10 protein-coding genes are annotated in these 12,199 nt (G+C 65.5%); 5 read left to right on the top strand and 5 right to left on the bottom strand.

Features of this window, described 5'->3' with window-relative positions:
* Nucleotides 1-18 precede the first annotated feature (18 nt).
* Nucleotides 19-627: a DedA family protein gene (locus QMC81_08605; GenBank protein ID MDI6907530.1), complete on the bottom strand. Its 609-nt coding sequence runs from the start codon at nucleotides 625-627 to the stop codon at nucleotides 19-21.
* Nucleotides 628-725: 98 nt separating this feature from the next.
* Nucleotides 726-1,928 (bottom strand): hypothetical protein, encoded by a 1,203-nt coding sequence (locus QMC81_08610; protein ID MDI6907531.1) that lies wholly within the window; start codon nucleotides 1,926-1,928, stop codon nucleotides 726-728.
* 352 nt (nucleotides 1,929-2,280) lie between these two features.
* Between QMC81_08610 and polA the strand changes: the two genes are divergently transcribed.
* From polA to QMC81_08635, 5 genes are read left to right on the top strand one after another with little or no spacing between them, the layout of a single operon-like run.
* A complete protein-coding gene (gene polA, locus QMC81_08615; protein ID MDI6907532.1) occupies nucleotides 2,281-4,920 on the top strand; it encodes a DNA polymerase I in 2,640 nt (879 codons plus the stop codon).
* The gene (mutM, locus tag QMC81_08620; GenBank protein MDI6907533.1) at nucleotides 4,899-5,735 is read left to right on the top strand and encodes a bifunctional DNA-formamidopyrimidine glycosylase/DNA-(apurinic or apyrimidinic site) lyase; all 837 of its coding nucleotides are present in this window, start codon (nucleotides 4,899-4,901) and stop codon (nucleotides 5,733-5,735) included. Before polA ends, mutM begins: the two co-directional genes overlap by 22 nt.
* A 60-nt stretch (nucleotides 5,736-5,795) precedes the next feature.
* On the top strand, nucleotides 5,796-6,419 hold the full coding sequence (gene ytaF, locus QMC81_08625; GenBank protein ID MDI6907534.1) for a sporulation membrane protein YtaF: 624 nt from the start codon (nucleotides 5,796-5,798) through the stop codon (nucleotides 6,417-6,419).
* Nucleotides 6,416-7,009: a dephospho-CoA kinase gene (gene coaE, locus QMC81_08630; protein ID MDI6907535.1), complete on the top strand. Its 594-nt coding sequence runs from the start codon at nucleotides 6,416-6,418 to the stop codon at nucleotides 7,007-7,009. The genes ytaF and coaE overlap by 4 nt, the downstream gene beginning before the upstream one ends.
* Before the next feature lie 7 nt (nucleotides 7,010-7,016).
* On the top strand, nucleotides 7,017-7,574 hold the full coding sequence (locus QMC81_08635; protein ID MDI6907536.1) for a lytic transglycosylase domain-containing protein: 558 nt from the start codon (nucleotides 7,017-7,019) through the stop codon (nucleotides 7,572-7,574).
* A gap of 102 nt (nucleotides 7,575-7,676) precedes the next feature.
* On the opposite strand, the gene typA is transcribed toward QMC81_08635, so the two are convergent.
* From typA to ileS, 3 genes are all read right to left on the bottom strand, one after another.
* Nucleotides 7,677-9,509, bottom strand: a complete 1,833-nt coding sequence (gene typA, locus QMC81_08640) for a translational GTPase TypA (GenBank protein ID MDI6907537.1) — start codon at nucleotides 9,507-9,509, stop codon at nucleotides 7,677-7,679.
* 166 nt (nucleotides 9,510-9,675) lie between these two features.
* A complete protein-coding gene (locus QMC81_08645; protein ID MDI6907538.1) occupies nucleotides 9,676-9,903 on the bottom strand; it encodes a DUF1657 domain-containing protein in 228 nt (75 codons plus the stop codon).
* An 87-nt stretch (nucleotides 9,904-9,990) separates the two neighbouring features.
* A partial coding sequence (gene ileS / locus QMC81_08650; protein MDI6907539.1) for an isoleucine--tRNA ligase occupies nucleotides 9,991-12,199 on the bottom strand: 2,209 nt, incomplete at its 5' end.

Consider the following 12,199-nt stretch of genomic DNA (forward strand, 5'->3'; position numbering starts at 1 on the left):
GACTGGTAAGCGGGGAGTTTACCGGTTTCTGCGCCGACGGCGCCACCAGTAGAAGAGGACGGCGGCCAGCGCGAGAACAATGACCACGTCCAGGCGGTGGAACCAGGGGCCGATAGCCTCCCAGTTTTCGCCCAGCTTGACCCCGGCGTAGACCAGCACTATGCTCCAGGGAAGGGAGCCGAGAAAGGTATAGATGACGAAACGGGTAAAGTTCATCCCGGCCACCCCGGCCGGCAGGGAAATGAAGGTACGGACGACGGGCATCAGGCGCGTAAAGAAGACGGTGGCCTCCCCGTATCGGGCAAACCAGCGCTCCGCAATCCCCAGGTGGTGGTAAGAGAAACCGATGTAGCGGCCGTAGCGCAGGAGCAACGGTCTGCCGCCCCAAAGGCCCAGCAGATAGGAAACGATGGAACCGGCGGTGCCCCCGATGGTTCCGGCCATCACTGTCCAGAAGAAATCCAGCTTCCCCTTGCTCACCAGGAAGCCTCCGTAGGGCAGGATGACCTCGCTGGGCAGGGGGATATTGGCACTTTCGACGGCCATCCCCAATCCGATGCCCCAGTAGCCAAGAGCTTCGATAAAGCGGGTGACGGCCAACAGCGCCTCGTGTAACATCTGAAGCATTACGGAAAAAACCTCCCTGTTTATCTCTCCTTATTCTAAGGGCGGGAGGCCTGTCCGGACAATGGAAAACCCCGGTGGACATCCCCGGGGTGGCTGTTTTACAGTTTCAGGCTCGCCAGGATACGGTCCACCAGCGGTTCGATAATCCTGGTCCCCCCGTCCTTTCCCCTGTCTCCGGCTTCCCTGAGGGATGGCGACAGGAATCCGGCCAGGGACCGGAAATGCCGCGAAACGGTCGAGGGCGCGGCGCCGTAGCGATGTGCCAGCCGGCTTTGACTGACCGCCCGCGCCCTTTTAAGGCGCGTCGCCCCGTAAATCACCGCCGCTACCCAGGCTCCCGGGTTTTTCACACCGGGGCGGACCTGCACGCAGTAGTCATACCACAGGCGCAGGGTAGACTGCACTATTTCCCGGCCGAAGCCGAGGTCCTTCAGACCCCGGGCCACCTGTTCAGCAATCGTGGCGTATTCGCGCGCCGGCCAGACCGTACCCGCGACCCTGGTGCCCGTCGGCGGGGTAGCCGGCCGGGACTCCCGCTCAACATCCCGGAGTAGCCCCAGGAGTTCCTCTACCCGCCCGCGCCCCTCGTTGGCACCGCAAACCCGCCGCAGGACGTCACCCTGCAGGAGGGTGCCCCGCCGCTCCCCGGACCGTTCCCGGCGCACGGGCTTCCATTGCCGCGAGGGATCGAGCCCCAGGCCGACCCGGATCACCTGGGCGTTTAACCGGTGGCTGCGGCAGCGGAGGTACTCCTGGATGTTATCCGGTCCCCCGGCGCCGTTCCGGCGCCACCGCCGGTAGTCTTCCCTTGCCCATTCCCACAGGCGGTCCCGCTGGGCGGGCGGAACACCCACGGCGCTGGTGGAGAATTCATATTCAGCGCCGACCTTCAGGAGACGTACGTGGATCACGCTGCCGGGGACGATCGGTCCGCTCTGCAAACCCGGCTCATGGACCTTGAAACGCCGTCCCGAGAAGAGGTCCTCCACGATCAGGCCCCGCCGGGGCAAGACGGCCTTAATCTCGTAGAGTGAACCCCGCGCCTCACCCCACTGGACAAGTGTCAGGGCCTCGTTCAGCGGCAGGCAAAGGCCGTACCGCTCCCGGTACAGGTCAAGGACCGTCCGGTGATCGCGCAAGGGGTAGTCAAAAATGAACCATTCGAAACAGCGTTCCACGAGAAACTCCTCATCCAGGGCCAGAATTTCCTCGTCGACCTGGCTGAAGTAGGCTTCCTGGGCCCGGGTGGCTTCCTCGATGAACTCGGGTTTTTCGGCAAAGGCCGACAACCTGCTACGCAAGGATAGGGCCGCCCGCCGCCATCGGGCCTGGGCCAGAGGTATCACCTTATCCGCCCGGCCGCAACACTCTTCGTACGACCTGCCGCTGCCGCACGGACATGCCCGGTTGCTTACGTCGATCATCCGACCCTCCCCTTCGGATCGCCGGCGGCCATCCAGTCTTTTTGCTCCCTCTCCTTATTCGCGTTGGGGTCAACCTCTCCTGCCTCGAAAACGGCCGATCGGCCGTTCCCGCCCGGGAAATTTTCTGGGGCGTTAACCTCGGGTCTCCGAAACCGGCCAGGTACCGGGAAGGTATCCAGCCCCAGACCGGTGAAAATAATACCTCATATTATCGAAAGCGGGTGGCGCCTTGGAAAGGCTCCTTTTAATCGACGGGAACAGCCTCGTGCACCGGGCTTTTCATGCCCTGCCGCCGCTCTCGACCACCACCGGCCTGCCGACCAATGCGGTGTTGGGCTTCACCAGGATGCTCCTCAAGGTGCTGGACGCCGAGCAGCCGGCCGCGGTGATCGTGGCCTTCGATAAGGGCCGCGCCACCTTCCGGCACGACGCCTTTGACGCCTACAAAGCCCACCGCCCGGCCACACCCGAGGACCTCCGCCCGCAACTCGCCCTTGTCAAGGAAATCCTTGAATCCATGCGGATTCCCATCCGCGAACTCGAAGGCTACGAGGCCGACGACATCATCGGTACTCTCTGCCGGTTCGGCGAGGACAGGAAGATGGCGGTCACCGTCCTTACCGGAGACCAGGACGCGCTTCAACTCGTCTCCCCGCACACGGAGGTGCTGATCACCCGCAAGGGCATCAGTGAGCTGGAAAGGTACGACGAGGCCGCCGTGGTTCGCCGCTTCGGGCTCAACCCGCCCCAGCTTGTGGACATGAAGGGACTCGCCGGAGACCCCTCGGACAATATCCCGGGTATCCCCGGCATCGGGATGAAGACGGCGGCCAAGCTCGTGCAAACCTACGGCCGGCTGGACGAAATCCTGACCAGGACCGACGAATTGCCCCTCCGCCTGCGGCGCCAACTGGAAACATACGCCGACCAGGCCCGCCTTTCCCGGGATCTGGCCGCCATCGACCGCCAGGTGCCCGGCATCACGGCGGAAGACATCGAGCCCTGGCCCGGTCCCGACTATGACCGCCTGCTGCGGGTCTTCACCAAGCTGGAGTTCAAGAGCCTGTCCCGGGAGATCGTCGACCGCATGGTGCGGCCGGAAAGCGAGCAGGCGGTTACAGTCTACGCCCCGCCGTACGAGAGGGCCGAAACGGCCGAACAGATCCGCGATGTGCTGGCCGTCGCGCGGTCGGCGGGCGAGGTCTGCCTCGCCTTCGGCGGCAGCCGTGCCTCCGGCCTGTCCGCCCTCGGCCTGGCCGCCGGCGACGCCCTTTTATATATGCCCCTGCCCCCCGACGGGAGCGACGGCCTCGAGGTCCTCGCCGACTTCCTGGCCGACGAGACCCAGTCCAAGCTGACTTATGACGCCAAAGAAGCCTACTGGCTGTGTCACATCCGCCGCCTTTCCCTGGCCGGCTTGGCCTTCGACACCACCGTGGCCGCCTACCTTTTGAATCCGGCCGCCGGTACGCTGAAGATCGAGGACCTGGCCCTTGAATACCTGCAGCTCGTCCTCCCCCCGGGCGGCGAAGAGGCCCTTCCCGCCCGCGCCGCCTGCCTGCGGCGGCTGGTTCCGGCGTTGCAGGCGCGGCTGCGCGCCCAGGAGCAGGAGGACCTCTTTTCCCGCGTCGAGCTGCCCCTCACCGGCGTTCTGGCCCGCATGGAAATGGCCGGCGTCCGGGTCGACCGGGCGCAGCTGACCCGGATGTCGGAGGAGTTCGGAGAACGCATCCGCGCCCTGGAGGAAGAGATCTACACCCTCGCGGGCGAAAGGTTTAACGTGAGTTCCCCGAAGCAATTGGGAGAGATCCTGTTCGGGAAGCTTGGGTTGCCGAAAGGCAAGAAGACCAAGACCGGATACAGCACCGACGCCAGGGTTCTGGAGGAACTGGCGGGCGAGCACGAGATCGCCGCCCTGGTCCTTGAGCACCGCCAGCTGGTAAAGCTCAAAGGGACCTACACCGACGGCCTGGCCGCCCTGATCGACCCTGTAACCGGCACGCTGCACACCACCCTGCACCAGACGGTGACGGCCACTGGACGGCTTTCCTCGGCGGAGCCGAACCTTCAGAACATCCCCATCCGGATGGAGATCGGGCGGCGCATCCGTCGCGTCTTCATCCCCGGCGATACGGCGAACGTCCTGCTGACGGCGGATTATTCGCAGATCGAGTTGCGCATCCTGGCCCACCTTTCGGGAGACACGGCCCTGATCGAGGCCTTCAATCTGGGCCAGGACATCCACGCCCGGACGGCGGCCGAGGTCTTCGGGCTCCCGCTGGACAAGGTCACCCCCGAACTCCGCCGGCGGGCGAAGGCTGTGAACTTCGGAATCGTCTATGGCATAAGCGACTTCGGCCTGGCGCGGGACCTGCGCATTCCCCGGGCGGAGGCCGCCCGCTACATTGAGAACTACTTCACCCGCCTCCCGGGGGTAAAGGCCTTTATCGAGCGCACCGTCCGCGAGGCCCGGGACCGGGGATACGTGACCACGATCCTTAACCGCCGCCGCTACCTGCCGGACCTCTTCAGCCCGAACCGCGCAGTACGCAACTTCGGCGAGCGGGCGGCCATGAACAGCCCGATCCAGGGCAGCGCGGCCGACATCATCAAGCTGGCGATGGTCAACATCGACCGCCGGCTGGCCGCCGGCGGCTTTAAGACCCGGATGATCCTTCAGGTGCACGACGAACTCATTTTCGACGTCCCCTCCGATGAACTCTGTGAGGTTGCCCCCCTTGTCAAGAAGGAGATGGAACAGGTGGTCCGCCTGGACGTGCCCCTGGTGGTCGACCTCAAGGTGGGCAACAACTGGTACGAGGTCCGTCCCCTGGAGGAGGTGACCAAGTGCCTGAGCTACCCGAAGTAGAGACTATCGTCCGGGGCCTGGGCCGGCATCTTCCGGGCCGCTCCATCCGCAACGTGCACCTTTTTCGGGAGAGCGTCATCGCCCGTCCGGACCCGCGCCGGTTTGCGGCTCTCCTCGCCGGGCGGCGGATAGAACAAGTCACCCGCCGGGGCAAGTACATCCTGATGAGACTCTCAGGGGGATTGGTCCTGGCCGCTCACCTGCGCATGACCGGCCAGCTGGTATACCAGGATGAATCGTCCGCCCTCCCCAGGCACACGCATGCCGTCCTGGAACTCGACCGGGGCATCCTGCGATTCACCGACCCCCGCCGTTTCGGGCGCCTGTGGCTGGTCCCCGAAGACGAACTGGACAAGGTTTCGGGCCTGGCCGGGCTGGGCATGGAACCCCTGGACGGGGCCTTTGCGGAACCGGCCTTCCGCGACCGTCTGCGCGGGCGGCGCCGCGGGATCAAGTCCCTGCTGCTCGACCAGCGCTTTATCGCCGGCCTGGGGAACATCTACACCGACGAGGCGCTGTACCGCGCCTGCATCCACCCCGCCCGCGCCGCCGGCGACCTGTCGGCCCGGGAAACGCGGGCTCTGTACCGGGCCATTAAAGACGTCCTGGCCGAGGGCATCAACCACGGCGGGACAAGCGTACGGGACTACGTCGACGCCTCCGGCGCAGAGGGCCGCTTCCAGGCAAGGCTCCTCGTGTACGGGCGCAAGGACCGGCCCTGCCCCCGTTGCGGCCGGCCGATCGCCCGGACCGTCTGCGCCGGGCGGGGCACCTACTATTGCCCGCGCTGCCAGGAGGAAGAGAAGGAGAGGTAAGGCACCAAAAAACATCCCCTCCCATACCTTGGGATTAGACGATGGTGGGAGGGGACGTCCTTGGAACTGGCAGCCTTGCTTCTCTTCGGCCTGGCTCTCAGCTTGGACGGGCTGGGCGCCGGACTCGCTTACGGGATACGGCGGATCCGCATGCCTGTCTCGTCGCTGCTGATTATCAGCCTGGTTTCCGGCGGAGCCGTCAGCGTCTCGCTCTTCTGCGGTCACCTGGCCGCCGCGGTCCTGAACCCGCAGTTTGCGCAGCAGGCCGGCGGCTGGCTCCTGGTAGGGCTCGGCCTGTGGATCCTGACCCAGGCGTTGCGCACGGCGACTCGACGCATCCTGCGCATCCGCGTGCCCCCGCTGGGTCTGGTCATCCAGGTCCTGTTCGAACCCCTGCAGGCGGACCTGGACGCCTCGGGCTGCATCTCGGCCCGCGAGGCGATGCTCCTGGGCACGGCGCTGGCCATGGACGCCTTCGGCGCGGGGTTCGCCATCGCTCTTTCGGGCCTGCACACGGCGCTGGTGCCGCTGTTCGTGGTGGCCGGCCTCTTCCTGATGGTATCCCTGGGCCTGGTTCTCGGGCAGCGGGTGGTGAAAAGCACCGGCCACAAGGTGAACCTGCTCCCGGGATGCCTGTTGATCGTGATCGGGATGTTCCGGATATTGAAAGGGGCCTCGCAATGAAGCTCATCGGCCTTACCGGTGACGCCGGCAGTGGAAAATCGACGGTGGCGCGGCTGCTCGCCGAACTCGGGGCGGCGGTGATCGACGCCGACCGTCTGGCCCGCGCCGTCGTCGCCCCGGGATCGCCCGGTCTGGCGGCCGTCGCGGCCCGCTTCGGCCCGTCCTACCTCACGCCCGGCGGCGAACTTGACCGTGCACAGCTGGGCGACCTGGTCTTCAACGACCCGGAGGCGCACCGCGTTCTGGACGAGATCCTTCTCCCTCCGATCACCCGCGCCATAGAGGATGAAATCGCGCGCCTGGAAAGGGAAGGCACGGACGTCGCTGTCCTTGACGCCCCGCGCCTGCTGGAGGCCCGGCTTGACCGCCTGGTGGACGAGGTCTGGGTCGTTACCGCCGATGAGCCCGTCAAGGTGGCACGCCTGGCCGCCCGCGGCGTCCCCGCCGACCGGGCGCGCCGCATCCTGGCGAACCAGATACCACAGGCGGAGAAGGTTCGCCATGCCCACCGCGTAATTGACAACAACGGTTCCTTGACAGACCTCCGGGCCCAGGTTATAAAGGCATGGACAGCCTTCCACCCGGGGTGATGTGCATTTGCCGAGACTCTGGCTGATCCTGCTGGTCGCTATCCTGGCCCTGGTTCTGAATGTCGAGCGGATCGGCCGCCACTTCTACCCTTTCCCCTACCAGGAAATCGTCTTCCGGTACGCTTTCCAGGAGGACCTGGACCCCTTCCTCCTCGCCGCCGTTATTAAAACCGAGTCAAACTTCCGGGCCACGGCCCGCTCGCGCAAGGGAGCGCTCGGGCTGATGCAGGTGATGCCCGAGACCGGGCGCTGGGTGGCCGAGGAGACGGGGGAGCCGCCCCTTCTGCCCGATGACCTGTCGGACCCGGAGACCAATATCCGCCTCGGAACGCGGTACCTGGGCTACCTGCACACCCAGTTCGGGGACGACCCCGTTCTGGCCCTGGCCGCCTACAACGCCGGGCGGAGCAACGTGATCCGGTGGCTGGAACAGGCGCGCTGGACCGGCGAGCTGGCCACGCTGGACCAGATCCCCTTTCCCGAGACACGCCGGTACGTGCGTAAGGTGCTCTTCACGCAGCGGGTCTACCGGTTTCTGTACCGGGATATCTTGCATGACTCATAGACTACGAGCAGGCGCAAAAAGGCGCCATAGGACGGGGCGAAGCGTATACGGTAGCACATAAGCACCCGCCCGGTGGCGCCTGGCAAAGCAAGGCGAAGTCTGTCAGCGGTCTCCGACACGCCGGCGGCGGCGCTCCCCCCTGTCCAGCACCGCCTTCCGCAGCCGGATGGACCGCGGGGTCAGCTCCACCAACTCGTCCTCGGCGATGAAGGCCAGGGCCTCCTCCAGCCGCAGGCGTCGTGGCGGATCTATTTTCACCGCGATATCGGCCGTGGACGAACGGACGTTCGAGACGTGTTTCTTCTTGCAGATATTCACTTCCAGGTCCTGGGGGCGGCTGTTCTCCCCGACGACCATCCCGGCGTAAACCGGCGTGCCGGGCTCGATGAACAGCCGGGCGCGCTCCTGCGTGTTGGCGATGGCGTAGGCCGTCGCTTCCCCGTCCTCCATCGCCACCACGGACCCCGTACCCCGCCCGGGGATCTCCCCGCGGGAGGGGCCGTAGCCCTCGAAGTTCTGGTGCAGCACCCCGTAGCCCCTGGTCAGAGTAACGAACTCGCCGGCGAAACCGATCAGACCCCGGGCGGGCACCACATAGACCAGCCGCACGGTCTCCATGCCCCGGCGCATTTCGACCAGGTCGCCCTTCCGCGCCCCGAGGGTCTCCATGACCGCCCCTACGTATTCGTTGGGCACGTCGCATGTGACGCGCTCCAAGGGTTCCTGGCGCACACCGTCGACCGTGCGCCACACCACCTGGGGCTTGGAAACGGAAAACTCGTACCCCTCTCGGCGCATGGTCTCCATGAGGATGCCCAGGTGGAGTTCCCCCCGCCCGCTGACCTCGAAGGCGTCAGGGCTAGCCGTCCGCCCCACGCGCAGGGCGACGTTGGTCAAGGCTTCCTTCTGTAGGCGCTCCCCCAGTTGGCGGGCGGTGACCATCCGCCCCTCCCGGCCGGCGAAGGGGCCGTCGTTGACCCGGAAGATGACCGTCAGGGTGGGCTCGTCCACCTCCAGGGGCGGCAGCGGCTCCGGGTGGTCCGGCGCGCACAGTGTATCGCCGACGTTGACGTCCTCCAGGCCCGCCAGGGCGACGATTTCGCCGGCCCCGGCATCCCCCGCGGGCACGCGGCGCAGGCGGTCAAAGGTGAACAGGCCGCTGACCTCGAACGGCACCTGCCACGGCTGTCCGCCACGGCAGCGCATAAGGGGATCGCGCAACCGGACGCGCCCCCGCTGTACGCGCCCGATCACCAGGCGCCCGATGTAGTCGTCGTAATCCAGGTTGGTCACGAGAAGCTGGAAGGGTGCCTCCGGGTCACCGCCGGGAGCCGGGACGTGCTCCAGGATACAGTCCAGCAGGCCGAGCACGCTCCCCGGCTCCTGCCCGCCCATCTGACGCCGTGCCTGCTCCAGGTCAGGCGCGGCGATCCCCAGGCGCGCCGAGGCGTAGAAAACGGGGAAGTCCAGCTGCCGTTCGTCCGCCCCGAGGTCGATAAAGAGGTCCAGCACCTCGTCCAGGACCTCCTCGACCCGCGCGTCGGGGCGGTCGATCTTGTTAACGACGACAATGGGCACCACCCCGGCGGCCAGGGCCTTGTCAAGGACGTAGCGGGTCTGCGGCAGGGGGCCTTCGGCCGCGTCGACGATCAGGAGTGCCCCGTCGACCATGTTCATTATCCGCTCCACTTCCCCGCCGAAATCGGCGTGGCCGGGGGTGTCGACGATATTTATCTTCGCCCCGCGGTGAAACACGCCGGTCTGCTTGGCCAGAATGGTGATGCCCCGCTCCCTCTCCAGGTCGTTGGAATCAAGGATGCGTTCCCCCACATCCTGCCCGGGACGGAAAACGCCTGTCTGCTTGAGAACGGCGTCGACCAGCGTGGTCTTTCCGTGATCGACATGCGCGATAATCGCGACGTTCCTTATTTCCATACGGGGCCGCCTCCGTCAAAAAGAGAATCAACGATGGCCCGTTGCCGGGCGCCGTTTATTACCGTAAACGCGGACACGGCGGTTGTCAAGCCCCGGCCGGCCATGCCCCCGGACACGAAAAGAGCGCCCCGGCGGGCGCTCCCTGGAACCCTTATTAGGCTTTGAGCTACTGCTTTTGTTGGGCCTGCTGCATCACCTTGTACTGTGGCTCCTGCTGCTCAATGTAATTTACCCGGCCGCGGAAGCCGTTGGCGATGTTCTCCAGCTGCTCGGCGTAACTGGCGAACATCTGCTTGGCGGTCTTGTCCTCGGTCTCCAGGGCGAAGCCCTTCATGTCTCCGGCCAGGGTCTGCAGGCTGGCCAGGGCCTGGTGCATTTTCGTTCCTACGGTCATGGCGCCGATTCTCCTCCTTGGATCAAAGATTTTTGCCTTTTAAGGCATCCCACATTTATCTTTGTCCAAAGGAAGATAATTATGCGGTTACATCTCTCCCAGGACGGACGCGCAGCGCGGGCAAACCTCCGGCGCCCTGGTACCCACCTCCGGGCTGTAGACCCAACAGCGGGCGCACTTCTCACCTTCCGCCCGGCGCACGGCGACCTGCAGCCCATCCATCCCGGCCGCCGGCAGGGAACCGGCCGGGGCCTCGTTCAGGGGCCGCACCTCAACATCCGAGACGACGAGGATCGTCCGCAGAATTTCACGCGCTTCCCGCAACCGGTCGGACATCTCATCCCCGGCATAGAAAACGACCTCGGCCTCCAGGGCGTCGCCGATGACCTTCTCTTGCCGCGCTTTCTCCAGGGCGCGCAGCGCCTCTTCCCGTACGGCCATGAGCTTCTCCCAGCGGGACTCCAGTTCCCCGTCGAGGAAGTTGGGGTCCGCCTCCGGCATGGACAGGAGTTGCACGCTGACCGGCTTTTCACCCTTCCCGTCGACCGGGAAGTAGCGCCAGATCTCTTCGGTCGTAAACGCCAGGACCGGCACCAGCATGCGCAGGAGCGCGTCCGTGATGTGGTACAGGACGGTCTGGGCGGCCCGGCGTTCACGGGAGTCTGCGGCCTCGCAGTAGAGGCGGTCCTTCAGAACGTTAAGGTAAAAAGCGCTTAAATCGGTCACCACATAGCTGTAGATCGCGTGGTAGACCACGTGGAAATCATATCCCCGGTAGGCGGTCATGACCTTCTCGATCAGCCGGTGGAGCCTGAGCAGGGCATACCGGTCGATCTCCGGCATAGCCTCGTACGGGACCCGGTCCCGCCCCGGATTGAAGTCGGCCAGGTTACCGAGTAAGAACCGGAAGGTGTTGCGAATCTTCCGGTAGGCCTCGGCCATCTGCTTCAGGATGTTCGGTGAGGCGGCGACCTCGTTCCGGTAGTCCGAGGAGCAGACCCAGAGGCGCAGGATATCGGCGCCGTACTGCTTCATTACCTCGGTGGGATCAACCACGTTCCCCAGCGACTTGGACATCTTCCGCCCCTGCTCGTCGACCACAAAGCCGCAGGTCATGACGGCGCGGTAGGGCGGCTGGCCGGTCACCGCCACCGAGGTCGTGAGCGAGGAGTTGAACCAGCCGCGGTGCTGGTCCGAGCCCTCCAGGTAAAGGTCGGCCGGCCAGCGCAGGTCGGGCCAGTAAACCGGCTGGGTCAGAACCGCCCAGTGGCTTGAGCCGGAGTCGAACCAGACGTCCATCGTGTCGTTTTCCTTGGTAAAACGCGCGGCTCCGCAGCGCGGGCAGCGCAGGCCGGGCGGGACCAGTTCGTCGGCCTCCCGGGCGAACCAGACGTCAGAGCCGTAGTTGGCGAAAAGCTGCTTTATATGATTGATCGTCTCATCGGTAATGATCGCCTCGTTGCAGGAGGCGCAGTAAAAGATGGGCAGCGGCACGCCCCACAGGCGCTGGCGCGAGATACACCAGTCCCCGCGGTTGGCCACCATACCCTGGATGCGTTCCTTGCCCCAGGACGGGATCCACTTCACGCGCTCGATGACCTCCAGCAGTTTGTCGCGGATGTCGTCGATGGAGGCGAACCACTGCTCGGTCGCCCGGAAAAAGACCGGGTTCTTGCACCGCCAGCAGTGCGGGTACTGGTGGTGGATGCGGGACTGGTGCACGAGCGCCCCGACCCTCTGCAATTCATCGATCACCGCCTGGTTGGCGTCCAGATAGAACCGGCCGGCGAAGATTCCGCCTTCCTCGGTGAAGCGGCCGCGGCCGTCGATCGGGGAGAGCACCGGCAGCCCGTAACGCCGCCCGGTGATAAAGTCCTCTTCACCGTGTCCCGGGGCCGTATGGACGCAACCGGTGCCCTGGTCCAGGGTCACATAGTCGCCCAGGACGACGACCGAAGACCGGTCGACGAAGGGGTGGCGGCAAACCACGCCCTCCAGGGACGATCCGGGGAAGGTCTTCTCGACCGCCGTTTCCCGGCCGAGGGCCCGGTCGAACTCCTGCTTCAGGTCGCTGGCGACCACGTAGAGCGCGCCGTCCTCCTCGTCCCGCACCAGGGCATAGGTGAAGCCGGGGTGCAGGCAGACGGCGACGTTGGCCGGAATGGTCCAGGGCGTGGTCGTCCAGATCACGACGAAGGCCCGTTCCTCCGGCAGCAAGCCCTTCCCGTCAACAACCGGGAAGCGGACGTAGATGGAGGGCGACTCCTTCTCGGCGTATTCCACCTCGGCTTCAGCC

The organism is Thermoanaerobacterales bacterium (assembly GCA_030019475.1).
GTDB lineage: Bacteria > Bacillota > Desulfotomaculia > Desulfotomaculales > JASEER01 > JASEER01.